Origin of the sequence: Actinomadura fibrosa, assembly GCF_900659615.1 — a bacterium.
Classification (GTDB): Bacteria; Actinomycetota; Actinomycetes; order Streptosporangiales; family Streptosporangiaceae; genus Spirillospora; species Spirillospora fibrosa.
This window is the reverse complement of sequence record NZ_CAACUY010000146.1, coordinates 1-22,503: the sequence shown is the minus strand read 5'-3', so window position 1 is coordinate 22,503 and position 22,503 is coordinate 1. Positions and strand designations below refer to the sequence as shown.

General features: G+C 71.9%; 26 protein-coding genes. 17 read left to right on the top strand and 9 right to left on the bottom strand.

Annotation, left to right across the window (positions count from 1 at the left end):
• Both E1300_RS33485 and E1300_RS33480 read right to left on the bottom strand, forming a co-directional pair.
• The coding region (locus tag E1300_RS33485; RefSeq protein ID WP_242619549.1) for a GAF domain-containing protein at positions 1-1,467 on the bottom strand (1,467 nt) is incomplete at its 3' end.
• An 11-nt stretch (positions 1,468-1,478) separates the two neighbouring features.
• Entirely contained in the window at positions 1,479-2,279 is an 801-nt protein-coding gene (locus E1300_RS33480; protein WP_131761117.1) for a 3-hydroxybutyrate dehydrogenase, read from the bottom strand.
• Positions 2,280-2,571: 292 nt separating this feature from the next.
• Here E1300_RS33480 and E1300_RS33475 point away from each other — a divergent pair, with 292 nt between their 5' ends.
• Genes E1300_RS33475 through E1300_RS33460 form a run of 4 tightly spaced genes read left to right on the top strand, consistent with a single transcriptional unit; the run spans position 2,572 to position 4,828 of the window.
• Positions 2,572-3,528 carry an alpha/beta fold hydrolase gene (locus E1300_RS33475; RefSeq protein ID WP_131761116.1) on the top strand — a complete coding sequence of 319 codons (957 nt, stop codon included), beginning with the start codon at positions 2,572-2,574 and terminating at the stop codon, positions 3,526-3,528.
• A 39-nt stretch (positions 3,529-3,567) separates the two neighbouring features.
• Positions 3,568-4,275, top strand: a complete 708-nt coding sequence (locus E1300_RS33470) for a helix-turn-helix transcriptional regulator (protein WP_131761115.1) — start codon at positions 3,568-3,570, stop codon at positions 4,273-4,275.
• A gap of 12 nt (positions 4,276-4,287) precedes the next feature.
• Complete coding sequence (locus tag E1300_RS33465) at positions 4,288-4,491, top strand: hypothetical protein (protein ID WP_131761114.1); 204 nt, start codon at positions 4,288-4,290, stop codon at positions 4,489-4,491.
• Between the two features lie 37 nt (positions 4,492-4,528).
• Positions 4,529-4,828 (top strand): hypothetical protein, encoded by a 300-nt coding sequence (locus E1300_RS33460; protein WP_131761113.1) that lies wholly within the window; start codon positions 4,529-4,531, stop codon positions 4,826-4,828.
• Positions 4,829-5,046: 218 nt separating this feature from the next.
• Here the strand turns inward: E1300_RS33460 and E1300_RS33455 are convergent, their stop codons facing one another.
• Complete coding sequence (locus tag E1300_RS33455) at positions 5,047-5,514, bottom strand: carbonic anhydrase (protein WP_207400092.1); 468 nt, start codon at positions 5,512-5,514, stop codon at positions 5,047-5,049.
• 583 nt (positions 5,515-6,097) lie between these two features.
• Between E1300_RS33455 and E1300_RS33450 the strand changes: the two genes are divergently transcribed.
• The gene (locus E1300_RS33450) at positions 6,098-6,937 is read left to right on the top strand and encodes an IS5 family transposase (RefSeq protein WP_131761112.1); all 840 of its coding nucleotides are present in this window, start codon (positions 6,098-6,100) and stop codon (positions 6,935-6,937) included.
• Between the two features lie 40 nt (positions 6,938-6,977).
• Here E1300_RS33450 and E1300_RS33445 read toward each other — a convergent pair whose 3' ends face one another.
• Together E1300_RS33445 and E1300_RS33440 are read right to left on the bottom strand one after the other, a co-directional pair.
• Complete coding sequence (locus E1300_RS33445) at positions 6,978-7,175, bottom strand: DUF397 domain-containing protein (RefSeq protein WP_131761111.1); 198 nt, start codon at positions 7,173-7,175, stop codon at positions 6,978-6,980.
• Positions 7,172-8,026: a helix-turn-helix domain-containing protein gene (locus E1300_RS33440; protein WP_131761110.1), complete on the bottom strand. Its 855-nt coding sequence runs from the start codon at positions 8,024-8,026 to the stop codon at positions 7,172-7,174. The genes E1300_RS33445 and E1300_RS33440 overlap by 4 nt, the downstream gene beginning before the upstream one ends.
• A 145-nt stretch (positions 8,027-8,171) precedes the next feature.
• Between E1300_RS33440 and E1300_RS33435 the strand changes: the two genes are divergently transcribed.
• Both E1300_RS33435 and E1300_RS33430 read left to right on the top strand, forming a co-directional pair.
• The gene (locus E1300_RS33435; protein ID WP_131761109.1) at positions 8,172-8,675 is read left to right on the top strand and encodes an ATP-binding protein; all 504 of its coding nucleotides are present in this window, start codon (positions 8,172-8,174) and stop codon (positions 8,673-8,675) included.
• Complete coding sequence (locus E1300_RS33430) at positions 8,672-9,037, top strand: VOC family protein (protein ID WP_131761108.1); 366 nt, start codon at positions 8,672-8,674, stop codon at positions 9,035-9,037. Before E1300_RS33435 ends, E1300_RS33430 begins: the two co-directional genes overlap by 4 nt.
• 115 nt (positions 9,038-9,152) lie before the next feature.
• Here E1300_RS33430 and aceE read toward each other — a convergent pair whose 3' ends face one another.
• Entirely contained in the window at positions 9,153-11,942 is a 2,790-nt protein-coding gene (gene aceE, locus E1300_RS33425; RefSeq protein WP_131761107.1) for a pyruvate dehydrogenase (acetyl-transferring), homodimeric type, read from the bottom strand.
• Between the two features lie 361 nt (positions 11,943-12,303).
• Here aceE and E1300_RS33420 point away from each other — a divergent pair, with 361 nt between their 5' ends.
• From E1300_RS33420 to E1300_RS33395, 6 genes are all read left to right on the top strand, one after another.
• Entirely contained in the window at positions 12,304-12,510 is a 207-nt protein-coding gene (locus E1300_RS33420; protein WP_131761106.1) for a DUF1918 domain-containing protein, read from the top strand.
• A 34-nt stretch (positions 12,511-12,544) separates the two neighbouring features.
• A complete protein-coding gene (locus E1300_RS33415) occupies positions 12,545-12,952 on the top strand; it encodes a secondary thiamine-phosphate synthase enzyme YjbQ (protein ID WP_131761105.1) in 408 nt (135 codons plus the stop codon).
• A 242-nt stretch (positions 12,953-13,194) separates the two neighbouring features.
• Positions 13,195-13,623: a DUF3052 domain-containing protein gene (locus tag E1300_RS33410; RefSeq protein ID WP_131761104.1), complete on the top strand. Its 429-nt coding sequence runs from the start codon at positions 13,195-13,197 to the stop codon at positions 13,621-13,623.
• A gap of 177 nt (positions 13,624-13,800) precedes the next feature.
• Entirely contained in the window at positions 13,801-14,259 is a 459-nt protein-coding gene (locus E1300_RS33405) for a peroxiredoxin (protein ID WP_131761103.1), read from the top strand.
• 71 nt (positions 14,260-14,330) lie between these two features.
• On the top strand, positions 14,331-14,747 hold the full coding sequence (locus E1300_RS33400) for a hypothetical protein (RefSeq protein ID WP_131761102.1): 417 nt from the start codon (positions 14,331-14,333) through the stop codon (positions 14,745-14,747).
• Between the two features lie 248 nt (positions 14,748-14,995).
• Positions 14,996-16,066 carry an ion channel gene (locus E1300_RS33395; RefSeq protein WP_131761101.1) on the top strand — a complete coding sequence of 357 codons (1,071 nt, stop codon included), beginning with the start codon at positions 14,996-14,998 and terminating at the stop codon, positions 16,064-16,066.
• Between the two features lie 192 nt (positions 16,067-16,258).
• Here E1300_RS33395 and E1300_RS33390 read toward each other — a convergent pair whose 3' ends face one another.
• A complete protein-coding gene (locus tag E1300_RS33390; protein WP_242619548.1) occupies positions 16,259-17,227 on the bottom strand; it encodes a phosphoribulokinase in 969 nt (322 codons plus the stop codon).
• A gap of 160 nt (positions 17,228-17,387) precedes the next feature.
• Here E1300_RS33390 and E1300_RS33385 point away from each other — a divergent pair, with 160 nt between their 5' ends.
• From E1300_RS33385 to E1300_RS33375, 3 genes are read left to right on the top strand one after another with little or no spacing between them, the layout of a single operon-like run.
• Positions 17,388-18,044, top strand: a complete 657-nt coding sequence (locus E1300_RS33385) for a response regulator (protein WP_131761100.1) — start codon at positions 17,388-17,390, stop codon at positions 18,042-18,044.
• On the top strand, positions 18,041-19,270 hold the full coding sequence (locus E1300_RS33380; RefSeq protein ID WP_242619547.1) for a GAF domain-containing sensor histidine kinase: 1,230 nt from the start codon (positions 18,041-18,043) through the stop codon (positions 19,268-19,270). Before E1300_RS33385 ends, E1300_RS33380 begins: the two co-directional genes overlap by 4 nt.
• Positions 19,271-19,312: 42 nt before the next feature.
• Entirely contained in the window at positions 19,313-20,290 is a 978-nt protein-coding gene (locus E1300_RS33375; protein ID WP_306440690.1) for an endo alpha-1,4 polygalactosaminidase, read from the top strand.
• Between the two features lie 7 nt (positions 20,291-20,297).
• Here the strand turns inward: E1300_RS33375 and E1300_RS33370 are convergent, their stop codons facing one another.
• Positions 20,298-21,476: a saccharopine dehydrogenase family protein gene (locus tag E1300_RS33370; RefSeq protein ID WP_131761098.1), complete on the bottom strand. Its 1,179-nt coding sequence runs from the start codon at positions 21,474-21,476 to the stop codon at positions 20,298-20,300.
• A 223-nt stretch (positions 21,477-21,699) separates the two neighbouring features.
• On the opposite strand from E1300_RS33370, the gene E1300_RS33365 reads away from it, so the two are divergent.
• Entirely contained in the window at positions 21,700-21,891 is a 192-nt protein-coding gene (locus tag E1300_RS33365; RefSeq protein WP_131761097.1) for a hypothetical protein, read from the top strand.
• Here E1300_RS33365 and E1300_RS33360 read toward each other — a convergent pair.
• Positions 21,888-22,503, bottom strand: a 616-nt coding sequence (locus E1300_RS33360) for a LysR substrate-binding domain-containing protein (RefSeq protein WP_131761096.1), incomplete at its 5' end; no start/stop codon positions are given. The two genes, E1300_RS33365 and E1300_RS33360, sit on opposite strands and share 4 nt — an antisense overlap.

Sequence of the window (22,503 nt, the reverse complement as noted above, 5' to 3'; positions counted from 1 at the left end):
GCCGACGGTCACGGCGGTGCCGAGCGAGGCGCCGAGCTCCTTCGCGACCCGGCGCGCCGCGTCCCCCGGCCGGTCGCCGGGCAGCAGCAGGACGATCTCCTCGCCCCGCGACGCGGCCAGGCCGTGCTCGACGGCCGCGTGCGACGACGCCCAGAACGCCGCGCGCTGGCGCAGCTCCCGCGACCCGTGCCGCGCGGACAGCACCACGTGCGGGCCGCTGAGGTCCACCTCGACGCGGCGTGCCCGCGCCGTGACGGCCTCGGCGTCCGACGGGCGCCCGGACAGCAGATCGTCGAGCAGCTCGCCGCGGACCCGGCCCTCCGCCTCGGTCACGCTCCGGCGGAACAGCAGCAGCAGCGCCGTGACCAGCGCGGCCCGTTCGAGAATGCGCTGGTCGGCGTCCGACACCTCACCCCGGAGCCGAAGGACGAGCGTGCCGAGCATCTCGTCACCCGTCGACACGGACGCGATCCACAGATCGCCCCGCCGGACCGTGCGTCCCTGCGCGCGCGCAGAGTGCGCCGAGGCCGAGACACCGGCCAGCTCGGCGTCGTCCAAGCCGGCCGACTCGGCACCCGTGGTCGCGAGCTGCCGTCCATCGGCGTCCAGGACGTGCAGGGTGCCGCCTAGCAGTTCGGTGACGACGGCCCCTACGTCCTCGACTCCGCCTCCGCGCACGACGACCGCCGTCATCCGGTCGTGCGCGCGCGCCGCCCGCTCGACGGCCGCGCTCCGCGCCTTCACGACCTCGTTGGCCGCGCTCAGCTCCTCCAGCGCGGTACGGGTCTCCTCCAGGAGGCGCGCGTTGTCGATGGCGATCGCCGCGTGCGCCGCCAGCGAGCCGAGCAGCGCCACCTCCTCCTGGTCGAACGGGCGCTCGCTGCGGTTCGCGGCCGTCAGCACGCCGATGACCCGGCTGCCGAGCTGCATCGGCACGCCGAGGATCGCGACGATGCCCTCCTCCGCGACCGCGTCGTCGATGAAGCCGCGGTGCCGGAACTGCGTGTCGCCGAGGTAGTGGGCGCTCGTGTAGGGCATCGCGGTCTGCGCGACGAGCCCGACCAGCCCGGTCCCCATCGGCAGCCGCAGCCGCCGGAACGCCGCCGACACCGACCCGTCGGTGACCCGCATGTACGTCTCGCCGCGCTCGTCGTCGTTGAGCGTCAGGTAGGAGATGTCGGCGCCCAGCAGCCGCCGCGCCCGCCGGGTGATCGCCTTCAGCACGGCGTCCAGCCCGCGCAGCGCCGCGAGGTCGCCCGCCGTGTCGAACAGCGCCGCGAGCTCCGCCTCCCGGCGGGCGTGCCGGCGCATGACCGTCCGGACCCGCAGGGCGGCGAGCTTGGCCGCCTCCAGCTCCTCCAGGACGGCCGGGGACGCGCCCGCGGCCCTGGCCTCCACGAGCGGCCCCTCGAACTCGACGGGGGACGCCTCGCGGGCGAGCAGTTCGAGGAAGACGCCGCAGGTCATACGCGCCATTGTCAGCGTGCCGTCCAGCCGCCGTCGAGGGCGATCGAGGCACCGGTCAGCATCGCGGCCCGCGCGGAGCACAGGTACGCGACCAGCTCGGCCACCTCGTCCGGATCGATCAGCCGCTTCACGGCCGCCCGCTCCAGCATGACGCGCTCGACGACCTCGTCCGGAGCCATGCCGTGCGCGCGCGCTTGGTCGGCAATCTGCCCCTCCACCAGCGGCGTCCGGACATAGGACGGGTTGACGCAATTCGACGTCACGCCGTACGGAGCGCCCTCCAAGGCGATCACCTTGGACAGCCCTTCGAGCCCATGCTTGGCCGCGACGTACGCGGCCTTGAATGGCGACGCGCGCAACCCGTGCACGGACGAGATGTTCACAACCCGCCCCCACCCCCGCTCATACATGCCGGGCAATGCGTCCCGGACGAGCCGGAACGGCGCCTCCAGCATCAACCGCAGGATCCGCGCGAACGTCTCAGGAGGGAACTCGTGGAGAGGCGCCACATGCTGCACGCCCGCGTTGTTGACCAGGATGTCGACGCCTACGGCCATCCCGCCGAGCGCCTCCACCTCCGCCAGGTCGGCGGCGAGCGGCGTCCCGCCGATCTCGGCTGCCGTCCGCTCCGCCGCCGCCCGGTCGATGTCGGCGACCACCACGTGCGCCCCCGCCGCCGCGAGCCGCCGGGCGCAGGCCCGCCCGATGCCGCCCGCGCCGCCGGTGACCAGGGCGCGCCGTCCCGCGAGGTCCGGTGCCGGCGGCGTCCCCGCGGCGGAGGCCGGCGCGGGCCCCGATGTCACGCTCGTCATGCGCAGAACCTACGAAGGCGCACCCCGGCGTCCCATGTGGCCCGAGCACACAATCCGCCCCCGAACGGTATGGGACGGCCTCACAGCGACCCGGACGGTGCGCGCCGCCTGGTCGGCCTGCTGGCCGCGCCCGGGACACCCATCCTCGTGATCGTCCGTGCGAGGGGCCACAGGCGCGGGCGGCCTTCACGGACCCGTTCGGGAGATTTGCCGGACCCGCGAACGAGGCCGCCGCGGCCGACGGTTAGCGTGTAGCGCGGGCGCGCCCAGCCGACCGATACCGGAGGTCCCGATGACCGGCATCACGCATCGCTTCGTCGAGCCCGCGACCGGCCTGCGCACACACGTCGCCGAGGCCGGCGAGGGGCCGCTCGTCGTCCTGCTGCACGGCTTCCCCGAGTGCTGGTACTCCTGGCGGCACCAGCTCACCGCCCTCGCCGACGCCGGGTTCCACGCCGTCGCGCCCGACCAGCGCGGCTACGCCCGCACGGGCGGCCCGTCCGAGGTGGACAAGTACACGATCCTGCACCTCGTCGGGGACGTGATCGCGCTCATCGACGCCCTCGGCGAGGAGCAGGCGGTCGTCGTCGGCCACGACTGGGGCGCGCCCGTCGCCTGGGCCACCGCGCAGCTCCGCCCCGACAGGCTGCGCGGCGTCGCGGCCCTCTCCGTCCCGCACCGCCGCCGCACCGCCGGGCCGCCCGTCGAGCTGATGCGCCGCGCGTACGGCGACCGGTACTACATGGTCCAGTTCCAGCGGCCGGGCGCCCCGGAGGCGGAGTTCGACCGCGACCGCGCCGACACCTTCCGCCGCGCGCTGGCCGGATCGTCCGGCGACGGCCCCGTGCGCACCCCCGTCTACCCCGAGGACGGCGGCTTCCTCGACATCAGCCCCGCGCCCGACAAGCTGCCCGGCTGGCTGACCGAGGACGACATCGCCGTGTTCGTCGAGGAGTACGCGGAGAGCGGCTTCACCGGCCCCCTGAACTGGTACCGCAACCTCGACCGGAACTGGGAGCTCACCGCCGCCTGGCACGACGCCCCCATCCGGACGCCCGCCCTCTACATCGCCGGCGACCGCGACCCCGTCGTCACCACGCCCGGCGCCCGCAAGGCCATCGACCTGATGCACACCATCGTGCCGGGCCTCCGCGACACCGTCTGGCTGCCCGGCTGCGGCCACTGGACCCAGCAGGAACGCCCCGCCGAGGTCAACGATGCGCTGATCGGCTTCCTTCGCGGCCTCTGACCGCCCCGGAATGTCGGAGGCGGCGCGTACGGTCGCCGCGTGAACCGCACCGACCGCTTGTACGCCCTCGTGGAGGAGCTGCGGGCCTGCGCGCCGCGCCGGGTCAGCGCGCGGGAGCTGGCCGCGCGGTACGAGGTGAGCGTCCGCACCATCGAGCGCGACATCGGCGCGCTCCAGCAGGCCGGCGTCCCGATCTTCGCGGACGTCGGCCGGGGCGGCGGCTACACCCTCGACAAGAGCCGCACGCTGCCGCCCCTCAACTTCACCCCCGCCGAGGCGGTCGCCGTCGCGATCACCCTCGCCCGCGCGGAGGGCTCGCCGTTCTCCCGCTCCGCCCGCACCGCCCTGCACAAGATCGTGGCGGCGATGTCGGCGGGCGACGGCGCCTCCGCCCGCGAGCTGGCCGAGCGCATCCACTTCCTCACCCCGCCGGACGCGTGCGAACCCGTCTCCGTCCCGGCGGTACTAGAGGAGGCCATGTACGCGCGCCGCGTCGTCCGCCTCGGCTACGTCGACGCGTCCGGCCGCGAGACCGAACGCGACGTCGAACCCGTCGCGTTCACCGCCGCCTCCCGCCGCTGGTACTTCCTCGGCTGGTGCCGCCTCCGCGAGGAGACCCGCGTCTTCCGCATCGACCGCGTCCGCCGCGCCGCCCTCCTCGACGAGACCGCCCCCGAACGCCGCTTCGAGGACCTCGGCCCCGACCACCCCGTCGACTACGTCGCCCGCCCCCTCGAATTCGTCTGAGAGCCTCTGCACATGAGCGAGTCAGCGGAGCCCGTCTACCACCTGCCGGAGAAGGTCAAGAACGACATCGCCCAGACGCGCTGCCGCCAGTACGTCACCGAAAATCTGATCCGCGACGACCCAAGACAGGTCACCTGCGAAGAATGCCTCGCCATCCGCCGGGACGAGGAGTACGACCGCCTCCGCGCAGAAGACCACTACGGCGAGTCCTTCTAACGCGCCGGGATCGGCCGGACCGAATAAGAATTGACGGATGGTCACACCGCGCATTCCGCCAACGAGGCTGAAGTACGACACCCCGAGGGATGGACTCGACCCGTTCGACGTCGATGAGGCCCGTACGCAGCACGTGGTGGAGGCACGCGGCTGGGTACCGGGAGGCGACCGGGTGGTACCGAGCTCCATCTACGACGAGATCCCGATGGGGTACAAGTACCTCGCCGTCGTGGAAAAGCTGGCGGTCGTGGTCGATGGGCGCGTCGTCCGCGCGTGGCCGGCCACCGAGGCCAACGACCACAGCTTCCGCGGATCAATGGGCGCAAGCGGCATCTGATGGTGGACGGCGGCGGGCTGCAGGTACTGGTGATGGTCACCTGGTCGGCCATCATCCAGATGACCCGCCGCCTGACCCGCGCCCCACGCCGAGCCCCCTCGTGGTGAGAGTGCATGGCGCCGACGCAGGAGTAGACGGCGGCCCGCTCGCGTGCCTCACCAGGAGCCACTGTAGGACTCGGTCCGACAACGACCACACCGCAACGAGGCATTCTCAGCTCAGAGCTTGAAAGACGAGCTGAGGACGGACACCTGGCCGGAGTCGAGGCTGTAGTAGGCGCCCACGACGCCGAGTTCGCCGGTGTCGATGCGTGGTGACAACGCCGGATCGGCGGTCAGCGTGGCGACCGTCTGCAAGGTCTGCGCCCGAACGGTCTGGTCGATGAGATCACCGCCCTTGGCGCGGGCCTGTTCGTAGGCGGGCCTGATCGATTCCACGATGACGTCCAGATGAGACGGCAGCCGATGCCCGTGCCCGATCGATTCCACCGCCGCCGTGACCGCTCCGCACCGCTGGTGGCCCAAGACCACGATGAGCGGTGTGGCGTCCTCGACCGGCCCGTACTCGACGGAACCGGCGACCAGGTCATCGACGGTCGGCGCCGCGGTACGTACGACGAACAGGTCACCGATGCCCTGATCGAACACCATCTCCGGCGGCACCCGCGAGTCGATGCACGACACCACCACAGCAAACGGATGCTGCGCCCGAGCGACCTCCTGCCGCCGCTCTGCGCTCTGGTGCGGGTAGTCGCGATCTCCGGTGACCCACGCACGGTTCCCCCGCGCCAGCCTGCTCCACGCCTGGCTCGCTGTCAGATCGATTACTCTATGTGATGTTTCATTCACATTGTGTATCTACCCTCTTATCGCGCCCGTAGCCGTAGCGGCCGCTCGGGATGCAGGCTGCCGGTGGCCGGTTCACCAGTCCCCTCATGGCAGACACCACCAGATCCGAGCGCGCCGTACCCCAGTCCAGCCGAGAACCGATCAACGCCCTCAACCAGGAGCTCAGCAGATCTTCAACACGCACTAACAGGGCGTTTGGTCCGAGTTGCGTCTGTTACGTGGTGTCTTGTCGGGTGATCTTCGTGTGGCATGCGATGTCAGATGAGGCCGCAGTGCGTCCGGTGGCGTGAGCACACCGTGTTCTGCACGGTCATGCCTACTTCATCCTGTCTGGTCCCAAGATGAGGGACGATGCGAGGTTTCCTGGCCGGGTGGATGCATACCGCTGGGCATGCCGGTGTGGCCGGCGTAAGCCAAGGACATGAGCCAACCACGCCGCTACCCCAGCGACCTGTCCGACGAACGCTGGGCACTGATCGAACCGACGTTGACCGCCTGGCGCGCCGCACGCCGCCGGCACGCCCTGGACATCGGCCGCCCACCCGAACACGACCTACGCGCCCTGATGAACGCGATCCTCTACGTCGACCGCACCGGCATCCCCTGGCGCTACCTGCCGCACGACTACCCGCCCTGGGCCAGCGTCTACTCCTACTTCGCCGCCTGGCAAAAAGACGGCGTCTTCACCGAGCTCACCGGCCTGCTGCGCCGTCTGGTCCGCCAGCAGGACGGCCGCGACGCCGAGCCCAGCGCCGCCATCATCGACTCCCAGAGCGTCAAAAGCGCCACGACCGTGCCCGCCCGCACCCGCGGCTTCGACGCCGGCAAGAAGATCGTCGGACGCAAACGCAACATCATCACCGACACCCTCGGGCTGCTGCTGGCGGTGCTGGTCACCGCCGCCAGCGTGCAAGACGCAACCGCCGGGGAGCAGCTGCTGACCAGCGCCGCCGCCACGCACCCGACCATCACCAAGGCCTGGACCGACACCGCCTACCGCACCCAATTCATCGACCACGCCGCCCGCCTGGGCATCGACGCCGAAACCGTCCGCCGCGACCCCGCCACCAGAGGGTTCGTCGTCCAACCCCGCCGCTGGGTCATCGAACGCACCTTCGGCTGGCTCATGCTCCACCGCCGCCTGGTGCGCGACTACGAAGCCCTGCCCGCCCGCTCCGAAGCCATGATCCACCTCGCCGCCATCGACCTCATGAGCCGACGCCTCACCAGCCAAGCAACACCCACATGGCGCGGCACCTGACTCAGGAATCCGGGACCAAACGCCCTGTAACGCGCAGAGATCAGCCGTGTTCGAGCGCGCGAGCGAGGAGAGCCGTGAAGTGCTGGCGGGTGAGGGTGAGCTGCCCCGCGGCGGGGTTCTTGCTGTCGCGGATGCCGACGCGCCCGTTCAAGTCGGCGACCTCCACGCACTCGCCTTCGTGGGCGCCGCTATGGCTGCTCTTGCGCCAGCGGGGCTGGGGCAGTCCGGAGGTGCTCATGATTGCGACGCTACCCCCTCGATGAGTTCGAGCGAAGCGGTTCTGCTGAGTGCCGCTCCGAGCAGTTGCTTGAAGATGTCCTCGTGCACCGCGACCTTGTGCTCGTCCTCCACGAAGATGCTCTCATTGTGTTGGTCGACCACCGATATGGTGAGCCGCCCAGGCGGGCGCAGGGAGAGCAAGTGGTAGGGGGACGTGAGCCCGATGTACTCGCTGGCCCTGCAAGGAAGGACACGGAGTTCCACGTGATCCAGCCGGGCAGCCTCGGTTAACCGCCGCACCTGCGCGCGCATGATCGCCGGATCACCGCCGACCTGATTGCGGAGCACCGCCTCCGCGATGATCGGAACATAGCGGGGCGGGTTCGGGCGGCTTAGCAACCGCTGGCGCGACAGCCGGAAGTCGACCAGCGTCTTGACATCGTGCGGATGCTTGGCACTGCCGATCGCGATGATCTTCCGGGCATAGTCGGGCGTTTGGAGGAGCCCTGGGACGAGGCCGAATTGGAAAGTGCGGATTTCGGCGGCGTCCTCTTCCAGGCTGGCCAGGTCTAGGGCGGCGGCGGAGATTCGGTACTCGTACGCGCGGACCCAGGTGCCTGGTTTGTGGGTGGCGAGGTGGAGGAGGGATTCGCGGAGGGGGCCGTCCTCGATGCCGTAGAGGTCGAGGAGGTCGGCGAGTTCGTCGGGGGCGATGGCCTGGAGGCCGTTCTCGACCATGCTCATCCAGCCTTGGGAGCGGCCGAAGCGGCGGGCCACGGTGGCGACGGTCAGGTGGTGGTGGTCGCGGGCTTTACGGAGCGCCGAGCCGATCCGGCGCTGGCGGACGGTGGGGGCGTTACCGGAAGGCATCCTTCAACAATGTCACCGAGCGTGTCGGTGTGTACACGGAACGGAGGCCGATTGAACGTTCAGTCGGGAAACGTTCAGGGTCCCTGACACGAGGGCATCGGGCGGCGAATGTGGCGGGCGTTTCCGAAACGAGGGGAGGCGCACGATGGATGCGCCCGAGACGGGTAGGTCCGGCGGTCTGGTCGTGGTCGGCGCGCTCACGCTTCCGGGCGTCGGGAGGTCGGTGGCGCACGCGCGGCAGTTCCTGCGGGACCTGATGCCCCCCGACCATCCGAGGATGGACGACATGGTGACGGTCATGAGCGAGACCGTCTGCAACGCGGTCGCCCACACGGCGTCGGGTGACGGCGGACGGGTGACGGTCACCCTGCTGGCCGGCGGGGGCGTCGTGCGCCTGGAGGTGGCCGACGACGGCGCGGGCGGCAGGCGTCCGCAGGTCAGGGCTGAGAACGGCGGGGAGAGCGGGCGCGGGCTGCGGGTCGTGGACGCCCTCGTGGAGAGCTGGGGGTTCCGCGCCCACGGAGACCGCACCGTGGTGTGGGCGGAGTTCCGGTCGGTGGGTCGGATCTTGTTCGGAAACACCGACAGGGGGCTGTCGCGGGAGTCCCCGACGCTGGTGCCAACAGCGTTCGAGGGAGAGAAAAGATGACTGTTCCGGCGTTCAACACCGTCGCGTGGTTCCAGGTCGGCACCGACGCGCCCGAGGAGGCCCGCAGGTTCTACGGCGACCTGTTCGGCTGGCAGTTCGCGACCGACCCCGACGACACCGGCTACGACCTGGTCAGCTACGCCGGTGCCGAGCAGGCGAGCGGTGGTCTCGCGCACGTGCCCGACCCGTCCGGCAGGCACGCGATCTTCTTCGTCCTGGTCGAGGACGTCGACGCCACCTGCGCGCAGACGGAGAAGAACGGCGGCAAGGTCGTCATCGCGCCGAAGAGCAACGCCAACGGCCTCCGCTTCGCCCACCTCCAGGACCCGGCGGGCAACGAGTTCGGCGTCTTCAAGCTGTAGTCCATCGCGTGCCGAGTGCACGAAGGGCCCCGGAGTCGTCTCCGGGGCCCTTCGCTGACGGTCGATGGGAGTTGCGGCCTACACCTCCGCAACTCCTATCGTTGCCGTCCTCGGATCAGGCTTCTCCGCCGGTGTTGCTTTCGGCGGTGCCTACGCCGCCGGCGAAGACGGCGCTGACGTCGGCGTTGAGGTTGTAGCGCTCGATCGCCTGCTGGAGCGTCTCCGGCTTGACCTCGCCGTGGCGGGCCAGGCGGGTCAGGACCGCGAGGACGATCGACGCCGAGTCGACGTGGAAGTAGCGGCGGGCGGCGGCGCGGGTGTCGGAGAAGCCGAAGCCGTCGGTGCCGAGCGAGGAGTAGTCGCCGTGCACCCAGGGCGCGATCTGGTCCGGGACGCCGCGCATGAAGTCCGACACGGCGACGATCGGGCCTGGCACGTTGTCCAGGGTCCGGGTGACGTAGGGGACGCGCTGCTCCGCGTCGGGGTGCAGCAGGTTCCACTCGTCGCAGTCGCGGGCCTCGCGGGCGAGCTCGTTCCACGAGGTCGCCGACCACACGTCCGCGGCGACGCCCCAGTCCTCGGCGAGGAGGCGCTGGGCTTCGAGGGCCCACCGGCCGCCGACGCCGGACGCGAGGATCTGCGCCTTCGGGGCCTCCCCGTTGCCGGAGACGGTCTCGGGGGCGGTCTTGTACCGGTACAGGCCCTTGAGGAGGCCGTCGACGTCGACGCCTTCGGGCTCGGCGGGCTGCTGGTAGGGCTCGTTGTAGACGGTGAGGTAGTAGAAGACGTCCTCGCCGTTCGGGTGCTCCTCGGACGAGCCGTACATGCGGCGCAGCGCGTCCTGGACGATGTACGCGAGCTCGAACGACCAGGTCGGGTCGTAGTGGACGCACGCCGGGTTCGCCGCGGCGAGCAGCGGGGAGTGGCCGTCGGCGTGCTGGAGGCCCTCGCCGGTGAGCGTGGTGCGGCCGGCGGTGGCGCCGAGGAGGAACCCGCGGCCCATCTGGTCGCCGAGCGCCCACATCTGGTCGCCGGTCCGCTGGAACCCGAACATCGAGTAGAAGATGTAGACGGGGATCATGTGCTCGCCGTGCGTGGCGTAGGACGTGCCCGCGGCGATCGTGGAGGCCATCGAGCCGGCCTCGCTGATGCCCTCGTGCAGCATCTGCCCCTGCTCGGACTCCTTGTAGGAGAGGAGCAGCTTGCGGTCCACGGCGTCGTAGGTCTGCCCGTGCGGCGAGTAGATCTTGGACGTGGGGAACAGCGAGTCCATGCCGAACGTGCGGTACTCGTCCGGGGCGATCGGGACGAACCGGGCGCCGAGGTTCTCGTCCTTGATCAGGTCCTTGAGCAGCCGGACGAACGCCATCGTGGTCGCGACGTTCTGCTTGCCGGAGCCCTTCTTCAGCTCGGCGTACACGGGGTCGCCGGGCAGCTTCAGCGGCTTGGCCCGGACGGTCCGCTTCGGCAGGAACCCGCCGAGGGCGGCGCGGCGCTCGCGCATGTACTGGATCTCGTCGGAGTCCTCGCCCGGGTGGTAGTAGGGCGGGAGGGGCGCCTCCAGCGCCGAGTCGGGGATGTCCAGGTAGAGGCGGTCCCGGAACTCCTTCAGCTCGGCCTTGGTGAGCTTCTTCATCTGGTGGGTGGCGTTGCGGGCCTCGAAGTCCGAGCCGAGCGTCCAGCCCTTGATGGTGTGCGCGAGGATCACGGTCGGCTGCCCGACGTGCTCGCGGGCCGCCTTGAAGGCCGCGTAGACCTTGCGGTAGTCGTGCCCGCCGCGCGACAGCTTGCGCAGGTCGTCGTCCGAGAGGTGCTGGACGATCTTGCGGAGCCGCGGGTCGGCGCCGAAGAACTTCTCCCTGATGTACTCGCCGGTCTCGACGGTGAACGTTTGGAACTGGCCGTCCGGGGTCGTGTTCATCTGGTTGACGAGGACGCCGTCGACGTCCTGGGCGAGCAGCGGGTCCCAGTCGCGGCCCCAGATGACCTTGATGACGTTCCAGCCGGCGCCGCGGAAGAACGACTCCAGCTCCTGGATGATCTTGCCGTTGCCGCGGACCGGGCCGTCGAGCTGCTGGAGGTTGCAGTTGACGACGAAGGTGAGGTTGTCGAGCTCCTCGCGGGCGGCGAGGCCGATCGCGCCGAGCGACTCCGGCTCGCCCATCTCGCCGTCGCCGAGGAACGCCCACACGTGCGAGCGGGACGTGTCCTTGATCTTGCGGTTGTAGAGGTAGCGGTTGAACCGGGCCTGGTAGACCGAGTCGATCGCGGTGAGCCCCATGGAGACCGTGGGGAACTCCCAGAAGTCCGGCATGAGCCGCGGGTGGGGGTAGGACGACAGGCCGCCGCCGGGGTGCGACCGCTCCTGCCGGAACCCGTCGAGCTTCTCCTCGGGCAGGCGGCCCTCCAGGAACGCGCGGGCGTAGATGCCCGGCGCGGCGTGGCCCTGGATGAACACCTGGTCGCCGGACTCGCCGTGGTCCTTGCCGCGGAAGAAGTGGTTGAAGCCGACCTCGTAGAGGGACGCGGCGGAGGCGTAGGTGGCGATGTGGCCGCCGACGCCGAGCTCGGGCCGGTTCGCGCGCGACACCATGATCGCGGCGTTCCAGCGGATGTAGGCGCGGATGCGCCGCTCCACGTGCTCGTCGCCGGGGAACCAGGGTTCGGACTCCGGCGGGATCGTGTTGATGAAGTCGGTGCTCCGCAGGCCGGGCACGCCCACCTGGAGCTCGCGGGCCCGTTCGAGGAGCCTGAGCATCACGTAGCGGGCCCTGCCCCGGCCCTCGGTCTTGATGACCGTGTCCAGCGATTCCAGCCACTCCCGGGTCTCGTCCGGGTTGATGTCGGGCAGCTGGCTCGGCAGGCCGTCGCTGATGATCGAAAAGCGTTGACGTCCGGAAGCCACGGGGTCCCCTCTGTGCTTACCGTCTCTGCTGGTGGGGCTCGTGCCTCCCGTCCGGGAGGCCGCCGGGCCCGCTGGCAAGACTGTTCGTCGCCTCGGTTCGTGATCCATCGTCGCCGTTTATGACGGCTAACGCATCTCTACCAACCGGTAACCATTCTCCCCGGTCAGCCGGGGTTCGGGAGCCTCCTGAGGCGGTTCTTCCGGGGCGCCGGGAGCGCCTCAAGATCGTTCCGGGTTCGCCCGGAGATCGTCGCGGACGACCTCTCGACGGCGCCCGCCGGACGTACGAAGGTGGGAGCAACGGCAACCATGCCCGGTACGTCCCGTCCCATGCGGCGGGCCGAAGCGAGCTTGGAGAGGCATGAACGCGAACATCGGAGACCGCCTGCACGTCCACGGCAACGTCGTCGGGCAGGCCGACCGGCAAGGCGAGATCATCGAGGTGCGCGGCCCCGGCGGCCGCCCGCCGTACCTGGTCCGGTTCGACGACGGCCACCAGACGCTGGTCTACCCGGGGCCCGACGCCGTGGTCGAGAGCGCCCGCCGGACGGAGGGCGCCGACGGGTAGTGCGGGAGCCGCGGAATCGGGTACACCACTGATCATGGAGAGCACCGTGGTCCGGGTGTCCACCGGTTCCAAGGAGACCGTGCACGACATCACGGGCGAGTGCGAGCGGTTCGCCGCGGCGCAGGGCGGTGACGGGCTGCTGCACGTGTTCGTCCCGCACGCGACCGCGGGCGTGGCGATCCTCGAACTCGGCGCGGGCAGCGACGACGACCTGCTGGCCGCGCTCGGCGACCTGCTGCCGGCCGACGACCGGTGGCGGCACGCCCACGGCTCGCGCGGGCACGGCCGCTCGCATGTTATGCCCGCGCTCGTCCCGCCGTTCGCGACGATCCCCGTCCTCGACGGGAGGCTCGCGCTCGGGACGTGGCAGTCCGTCGCGCTCGTCGATCTCAATGTCGACAATCCCGACCGGCAGGTCAGGTTGTCGATGCTTAAGGGATGAGCGTGGATTGCTTTAGGGAAAAGCGTGGAATGTCACTCTCTGTGGGTGTCCTGTGACGGCCGCAACCGTAATCGGGCCAATGAGGCCGCCAAAAGCCGGGAAGACACTTGCGCGAGGGGCCCCCACTTGTGTGGACTGTCCCGCAAACACCGCACTGGTGTGGGCGGGCCACCCGTCCGGGGGGCCGGATATGCACCGTGCATCAGGCACCGTGCGGGATTGACGACCATGGGAGGACTTTCGTGAGCGCGACCGCGGGTCAGGCGCAGACTGAGCGCAGCCTGGCCGAACGGCTGAGCCTCAAGGCGGGCCAGGTGGTGCAGGAGATCGGCTACGACGACGACGTCGACGAGGAGCTGCGCGAATCCGTCGAGGCCGTCACGGGGAACGAGCTGGTCGACGAGGACTACGAGGACGTGGTCGACATCGTGCTGCTGTGGTGGCGCGAAGAGGACGGCGACCTGTTCGAGGGCCTGACCGACGCCATGATCCCGCTCACCGGCGGCGGCACCATCTGGTTGCTGACGCCGAAGGCGGGCCGGGACGGCCACGTCGAGCCGAGCGACATCGGCGAGGCCGCGCAGACGGCCGGCCTCTCCCAGACGAGCAGCATCAGCGCCGCCAAGGAGTGGTCCGGCACGCGCCTCGTCGCGCCCAAGGCCCGCAAGTAGCCCCGGTCCTCCCGTGCGGCCGTCCGGCGTGTGACCGGACGGTCGTCAGCGGGGCCGAAAGCGGGCGCCCGGTCCGCGCGCCGCCGAAGCGGGGGTGGCAGACTGGTGCGCGTTCCCACGCCCGTGGGGACGGCCGTTACCCCGCCGCGCGCGGGGACGAACCGCGGGAGAGGCATCTTGGCGGTCAAGGTAGGCGACGCCGCACCGGACTTCGAGCTGAAGGACCAGCACGGCGCCCCGGTGAAGCTGTCGGACTTCCGTGGTGAGAAGAACGTCGTCCTGGTGTTCTACCCGCTGGCGTTCAGCGGGGTCTGCACCGGCGAGCTCTGCCAGATCCGGGACGAGCTCCCCACCCTGGGCGGCGACGACGTCCAGGTCCTCGCCGTCTCCGTCGACTCGATGTTCGCCCTGCGCGCCTGGGCCGAGCAGGAGAAGTACCAGTTCCCGCTGCTGTCGGACTTCTGGCCGCACGGCGGCGTGGCGCAGCGCTACGGCGTGTTCGACGAGGAGCGCGGCGTCGCCACGCGCGGCACGTTCATCATCGACACGCAGGGCGTCGTCCGCTGGAAGGTGGAGAACGCCATCCCGGACGCACGCGACCTCGACGAGTACCGCACGGCGCTCGCCGGGCTCTAGGCGAACCGGCCGGTTCCGGCCGCGCGGCGCGAGCCCGCGGCCGGCCCGGCCCCCGCACCCCTGGAGGTGTGATGCCCTGCTTCCGCTGCGGGGCGCGGCAGACCGACCCCGTGCGCGGCGCGAGCCCCTGGAAGCGCGGGGTCCGGGCCGATCACCAGGTGCTGGTCTGCCCGGACTGCCAGGCCGCCTGCGACTGGGCGGCCGATCTCGACCGCTGCTCGGCCTGCGGCTCGGCCGCGCTGGTGTGCCGGCTCGGCGAGATCGAGTGCCGCGACTGCGGCCACACGCGCGACGCCGTCCGGGACGATCCGCCCCCCGCCGACCTGGTGCGTTCCCGGACGGCGCCCGGCGGTGGCCCGCCCGGCGGCGGCTCCGGCGCCGGCCCCGGCGGTGCGTCCGGTGATCGCGGCCCGTCGGGTGACGGCGGGCTGTCGGAGGAGGTCGCGGCGGCGCTCAACCGCGTCCTCAAGCGCGGCCCCGTCGGCTGACGAGCGGCCGATCCGGGCGCCCGCGCGGAGGAAGACCGGACGAGCGGCGCGATCCGGGCGCCCGCGCGAAGGGAGACCGGTGGGCGGCGCTGGTACGGCGGGCGGTCCCGGTGTGGCCGCCTTCGGCCACGGCACGGCCCGGGACGCCTTCACGCACGGTGATGCCGGGCCCGGAGGCGGCGGGATATCGCGCTGACCACGGCTTTTGAGGCTTGACGTCGCATTCGTCCCCCTGTCACGCTGCGCGAATGCCGATCGTGCTCATGCGCCTGGTCCACCGCATCGCCGCGCGGTCCTGGCGTGCGCCCGCGCTGGTGCTGCTGGGCGCGTTCCTGACCGGCTGGCTGCTGATCGCGGTGTTCGAGGAGCCCGGCGCCAAGATCAAGAAGCCGCACGAGTACGTCTGGTACTTCTTCGTCAGCGGCACCACCACCGGGTACGGCGACCTGTTCCCCACCTCGGCGGGCGGCCGGATCGGCGGCGCGATCATCATCATGGCCGGGCTCACCGCGGGGCTCGTGCTGTTCGCCGAGCTGACGCTCTGGATGGCGAAGGGCAGGACATTGAAGGCCAACGGCCTGGCTCGGCTGCACCACCGGCGGCACGTCGTGACCGTCGGCTACGACCGCGAGGGCCTGCGGGCCATCATCGGCCAGCTGCGCGCCGACCCCCACTTCGCGAAGACGCCCGTGGTCACGGTCTTCTGGCCGGACCAGCTCACCGGCGAGAACCCCGACCCCGAGCTGTACGACGTCGTCGCCTTCGACGACACGGCGTTCGAGCGCGCCTGCGTGGAGGCCGCGCGGACCGTGGTCGTCGTCGGCCGCACGGACGACGAGACCGTCCGGGTCATGCTGCACGTGGCCGCCTACCTGCGGCGCGGCGGGAACCCGTCCGTCCACCTGCTGGCGGGGGTGCACGACGGTGGCCGGCGCGCCGAGATCACCGAGGCGCTCGGGCTGATCGGCCCGGACATCGAGCCCGTCGACATCGACGACCCCGCCGTGGTCGCGGTCGCGATCCGCAACCCCGGCGTGGCCTCGATCTACCACAACCTGGCGAGCACGCTCGACGCCGACTCGACCCTCTTCCGGGTGGACGTGCCGGAGGACGCGGGCGAGTGGTCGCGCCTGGACGTCGCGATCTTCCTGCTGCGACGGGGCAGCACGCTCCTCGCGGTGGGGGAGTCGCACCGCCCGAACGCCCGCTTCCGGCTCGCGTCCGAGCCGGACGAGCGGATCCGCGGCGGCCAGTCGCTCGCCGTGGTCGCCCCGGACCGCCCCGAGATCCCCTGGCACGAACTCCCAGCCGGCGCCTGACCGCGCAGGTGCCTACGGGAAGGGCCAGGAGGGCAACCCATGCGCCCGGCTGGGATGCCCTCCTGGCGGCCGCGGTGCGCGCGGCCCGAGGCACAGGTCCGGACCTCGGGGCCTCCCCGCGCGCCCGCGGGACTTGGGAGCCGATCGGCGGCCGCCAGTGCGGCCGTCCGTGCGGCCGCCCGGCGGCGTGCCTCAGGCGGCCTGCCGGTGGTCGGCGTCCAGCAGGTGGTAGAGCAGGAGGAGCTGCGTGATCGCCAGGGGGTCGCTGGTGCCGGTGTCGCCCAGCCGTCCCAGGGCGTCGGGGTCGGGCAGCACCGTGCCGGTGCGCTGGCCGAGCCGTTCCCAGATGGCCTTCTTGACGACCTGCGACTCCTCCGGGGAGACGTACCCGTGGACGTGCAGGGCGTCGACCGGGCGGCCGTCGGTGTCGCGGTGCAGCCGCAGATGCATGGCCTTCTCGCTCTCCGGCGCGCTCTCCAGGACGTCGGCGAGCTCCGGGTGGTCGATCGTCGGGCGCAGCAGGAGCTCGGCGGAGAGCGGGGTGCCCGGCGGGTCCAGCCGTCCGGCGACCGGCGCGAACCGCACGACGATGTCGGCCCACCGGCGCTGCGGCCGGATGTAGGCGGCACTCTCCGGCTCGCGCCGCGCCAGCTCGGCGAGCACCTGGCCGGGCTCGTAGCCGCGCTTGTCGCAGTCGCGGCGCACCTTCCAGGAGTGCCGCAGCGGTTCGGGCGGGTCCAGGTAGACCGTGATGTCGAAGCAGGCGCGCGCGAGGCGGGTGTGCAGCGGCAGCAGCCCCTCGACGATGACGAAGTCGCGCGGCTCCACCAGTTCGGGCCTGACCAGCTCGCCGGTCGCGTGGTCGTAGACCGGCTTCAGGATCGGCTCGCCCATCGACAGCAGTTGCAGGTGCTGCTCCATGATGTCGACGTGGTTGCAGTCGGGGTGCAGGGCGGTGAACGGCTTGCCCGCCCGCTCGGCCCGGTCGTAGCGGTGGTAGTCGTCCACGCAGACGGCGGTCATCCGGTCCGCCCCCAGACACTGCACAAGCCCCCTGGTCAGTGTGGTCTTGCCCGCCGCGCTGTCCCCGGCGATGGCGAGCATGACGGGGCGGCGGCCCGACTCGCGCGCCCGGAGCATATGCACGATCCGATGGGGCACCTGGCTCCTCCGTCCTGCGGAATTCAGTTTTCGCCATGGAGAGTACGGGGGTTGCGCTCCGGCGGTCTTCCCCCATTCAGGGGAGAGCGGGGGTGAACCCGCTCAGGCCCTGCCGCACAGGGGCTACTGGTCAGTAGCTTCTGGTTGTTATCGTGCCGGGATGGGAGTCCCCGTACGCGTCGTCCTGGTGGACGATCATGAGATGATCCTCGCCGGCCTCCAGGCGATGCTGGCCGGATTCGCCGGTCGCGTGCGGGTGGTGGGGCAGGCGGGGACGGGGGAGGAGGCCACCCGGCTCGTCACCTCCCTCCGGCCGGACGTCGTCCTGCTGGACGTGCGGCTGGGGCCCGAGAGCGGCCTCGACCTCTGCCGCGCGCTGACCGGGCGGGTGCCGGAGGCGCGGGTCGTGTTCCTGTCCGTCTACGACGACGAGCAGTACGTCTTCGAGGCGCTGCGGGCCGGGGCGGGCGGCTACCTGCTCAAGCGGGTGGACGGCCCGGAGCTCGTCCGGCGCCTGGAGGAGGTCGCCCAGGGCGAGACGGTCGTCGATCCGACGCTCGCCGGGCGGATGGCGGTCACCGCGGCCCGGCTGACCCGCGGCGAGTTCTGGCCCGGCGCGAACCGCGGGCTCACGCAGCGCGAGAGCGAGGTGCTGTCGCTGCTGGTCGGCGGGCTGTCCAACAAGGCGATCGCGGCGCGGCTCGTGCTGAGCGAGGAGACGGTGAAGAGCCATCTGCGCGCGCTCTACCGCAAGCTGGAGGTCGCCGACCGGTCGGCGGCGATCGCCGTCGCGCTCCGCGAGGGGCTGTTCCGGTGACCGGGGGGACGCCCGCCGACGCGCTCGCCGGGCGCGGCAACGACCTGCTCGTCCGCATCGTCGCCGTGGCCTGCTCCGACCGGGAGCTGCCGCGGATGGCGGAGGAGCTGGCGGGGCTGGTCGTCCGGTCCGCGCGGGCGCTGACGTTCTGCGACGTGTACGTGCTGGACGAGGACGGGCGGGCGCTGGAGTGGTCCGGCCCGCCGGTCCCGCTGGGGGAGGGCGACGTGGGACGGGCCGCCGCGCACGGCCGCACCCGCGTCCACACCGACGGGCGCGGCGCCGCGGTGCCCGTCCACAGCGGGAACACCGTCATCGCCGTCCTGGACGTGCGGTCGGCGGGACCGTGCGCGGCGGAGGACCTCGACCTCGTCACGGCGCTCGCCGAGCTGTTCGCGCCGGTGCTGTGCTCGTGCCGGCGGCTGCGGACCGCCCGCGAGCGCGAGCACGCGGCGGAGTGGTTCGCCGAGCGGGCCCTGGAGGCGCAGGAGGCGGAGCGGTCGCGGCTGAGCCGCGAGATCCACGACGGCATCGCGCAGCGGCTCGCCAGCCTGGGCTTCCACCTGTCGGCGGCGGAGCGGGCGCTGCCCGAGCACCATCCCGAGGGCCTCGCGCAGATCATCATCGCGCGGGGGCTCTGCGAGCTCGCGGCGGCGGAGACGCGCGCGGCCATCGGCGGCCTGCGCCCGCCCGTGCTGGACGACCTGGGCCTGCCCGCGGCGCTGGCCACGCTCGCCCGGGAGGCGGGCGGCGGCCCGGCGCCGTCGGGCCCGCTCGACGTCACGGTGACCGTCGAGGGCGAGCTGGAGGACGCGCTGCCCGACCACGTCCAGACCGCGCTGTACCGCATCGCGCAGGAGGCGGTCGGCAACAGCCAGCGGCACGCCTCCGCGAGCTGCGTCGACCTGCTGCTGGAGCACTCCGCGGACCGCGTCCGGCTCACGGTCACCGACGACGGCACGGGCTTCTCGGTCCGGGACGTCTACGCGCAGAGCGGGCGCTCCGGGCTGGCGGGCGGCCGTCCTGGCTTGGCCGGACGCGCCGACCGGGGCCGCCGTCCGGACTCATATGGGCTGCGCGGCATGACTGAGCGGGCGGAACTGCTCGGCGGACGGGTGGTCGTGACGAGCAGGCCGGGCGTCGGGACGACCGTCGAGGCCGTCATCCCCATCCCCGGCCGCCGCGCGTCCACCGGCGGGAGTGCGACAGTGGCCGAGGAGACCTGACGGTAAGAGCGGTACGGGGGGCGTGGTGTCGTGCGGGTACTGATGGTGCTGGTGGTGCTTCTGGGAGCTGCGGCCGGATGTGGAGGCGGATCGTCCCCTGACGAGGACGCGAGAAGCCACGCACAGACTGGCCAGGCGCGGACGAGTTCTGGCAAGGCGATGTGGAAGCCGGCCGTAGGCAGCCGATGGCAGTACCAGCTGACCGGAAATCCGTCCCTGCGCGCTACGGGCGGGGTGGACGTCGACGTCTGCGCGAAGCCGTACGGCGGGGGCGCGTGCGTCCGACCCGAGGTTTTCGACATCGACCTGTACGCCGACTCGTCCGCCGTGGGAAACAACTCCACGCCGAACACCGCCGCCGTCAAGGCGATCCACGCGAGAGGCGGCAAGGCGATCTGCTACCTGGCCGCGGGGTCGGTCGAGAAGGGGCGTCCGGACTACCGCCGGTTCGTCGAGTGGAACGACGCGCACGGCGGGTCGCTGATCGGCAGGCCCTATCCCGGCTTCCCGGACGAGAACTACGCCAACGTCAACAACGACCAGGGGCAGCGCGACTTCCTGCTGGAGATGCAGGAGGCGCGGGTGCGCAAGTGCGTCGAGGCCGGGTTCGACGGGGTCGAGTTCGACATCGTGAACGCCCACGAGGACGGCACCGAGACGACCGGCTGGGACATCGGCGCCGAGGCGCAGCTGACCTTCAACCGCGCTCTCGCGGCCCTCGCGCACCGGTACGGGCTGGCGGCAGGGCTGAAGAACGACATCGGCCAGATCCCCGAGCTGGTCTCCGCGTTCGACTTCGCGGTCAACGAGGAGTGCTGGGAGAACGACGAGTGCGGCACGCTGCTGCCGTTCGTGCGGGCGGGCAAGCCCGTGTTCGGCGTGGAGTACGAGCCGTCCCGCGAGCCCGGCGACCCGCTCGCGTTCTGCCGCACCGCCCGGTCGGCGTCCTGGAACCTCAGCACGATCAAGAAGGGCGGCGACCACGACCTGACCGCCGAGCCCTACACCCCGTGCCGCTGAGCCCGGCTCACTTCCCTTCGAGGACGCGGAACGTGATCCCGGCCCTGACGAGACGGTCGATGAGGGCGTCGCCCATCGCGGTGGCGGTGGTGACCTGTCCCGCGGTGTCCGGCAGGTCGTCGTGGGCGAGGCAGAGCGCGGACTCGGCGAGCATCCGCGCCGTCTCGGTGTAGCCGGGGTCGCCGCCCGCGACCTCGGTGACGACCCGCTCGCCGCCGCCCTCGCCGACGAACTTCACGCTGAACCAGTTGCGGGCGCGGCGCTCCGCCGACGGGCCGTCGCCGGGCGGGCGGGCCCGCAGCAGCAGCGAGCGCGCGGGCGGGAGCTGCGCCAGGGCGAGCAGGGCCCCGGACCCCGCGGCGAGGCCCGCGGCGGTGGCCAGGTGCTTGACGGCGAGGTAGTGGCCGTAGGTGAAGTCCGGGCCGTACCGGTCGAGCGCGGCGGCGGAGCGGACCACGATCTGCGGGTCGATGGTCGGCAGCGGCAGCGTCCAGCCGCCCCCGATCCGGGCCTTCGGCGTCGGACGGCGCGAGACGCGGACCGTCCGGCCCTCGGGACGCCCCTCCAGCCTGCGCCGCTCCCGCTCGGCGCGGAGCATCCCAGCGGTGTCGGCGAAGATGCCGACGGCCGAGTGCAGGGTGCCGCCGGACGCGTCCCCGCGCACCCGCAGGAATCCCTCGACGTGCAGCGGGACGCCCTCGGGGAGCCGCTTGACGGTGAAGTAGGCGCCGAGGTCGTGCGGGATCGAGTCGAACCCGCAGGCGTGAACGATCCGGGCGCCGCTGCGCACGGCCTCCTGGTGGTACTTGACGTACATCCGGTCGACGAACGTGGGTTCGCCGGTGAGGTCGACGTAGTCGGTCCCGGCGCGCGCGCACGCCGCCACGACGGGCTCGCCGTACTGGACGTAGGGGCCGACGGTCGTGATGACGACCCGGGCGGAGCGGGCGACGTCCTCGATGGACGCGGCGTCGGTCGTGTCGGCGTGCAGGAGGGGCAGGTCGGCGCACGCGGGATTGAGCGCGGCGGCCCGGTCGCGCACGGCGGCCAGCTTCTCCTGGTTGCGCCCGGCCAGGGCCCAGCGCGTGCCGGGATCGGCGTGCTCGGCCAGGTACTCGGCGGTCAGGACGCCGGTGAAGCCGGTGGCGCCGAACAGGACGATGTCGTATGGGCGGTCGGCGGTCATGGGTACCCCCTTCGGTGGCCGAACCCGATTCTGTCGCGTCCGCTGGCCGCGGTCGCGCGCCGGGCCGGGGATGTGAGCGACCGCACTCCGCCCGCGGCGGTAGAAACCGCCCTTACCCGAGCGAAAGCAACGAACCGGGACGGCACGCCGTGAGGTGCCGTACGCCCCCGGCCGAGGGGCTCCGTGGCCTAATGTGGCCTACCGTCAAGGGAGGACGTTGGGCGTGAAGTGGCTTGCCGTACTGATCGACGCCGTCGCCCTGCTCCTCCTGGCGTGGTTCGCGCGCTCGCTCGTCCGGCATGACCGGCGCCGCGCGGAGACCGTCCCGGGAGCCGACGGCGGGGGCCTGACCTCCATGGTCCTGATCGGGGTCAGCCTGCTCCTGCTGTCGGTGCCGATGTGGAGCCAGTCCTAGGCGGCCGGAGGGGCGGTCCAGCCCGGGGCCTCCAGCAGGTGCCGGACGAACAGCAGCGTCGTCGCGGTCGGCGCGGGCCCGGCGACGGCGTGCCAGGGTCGGTCGAGCGGCATGGCGGGTGCATCGACGACCACTAGCCGGCCCGCGTCGAGCTCCGTCCCCACCGCGTCCCGTGAGACGAGCGCCACCCCGAGGCCCGCCGCGGCGCCCGCGATCACCGCGCCGTTCGAGCCGAGGACGAGCCGGGGCGGGGAGGCGTCCCGCTCGGCGAGGTAGGCGTCCGCGGTCGCGCGCGTGCCCGACCCGGGCTCGCGCATCACCCAGGGGGTCCGCGCCAGGGCGAACCCGGCGGCGACGTCCGGCGCGCCGACCACGACGAGATCGTTCGGGCGCAGCGCGAGGATCGTCGCCGGGACGTCGGCGGGCGGCCGGCCCGCGAGGACGAGGTCGGCCTCGTGCGCGGCGAGGCTGCTCCACACCTGCCGCCGCGGACCCACCTCCAGCGCCAGCTCCACGTCCGGCCAGCGCGCCCGGAACGGCGCCAGCAGCGCGGGAAGCACCTGATCGGCGGCCGTCGTCACCGCCGCGAGCCGCAGCGGCCCGCGCGCCGGG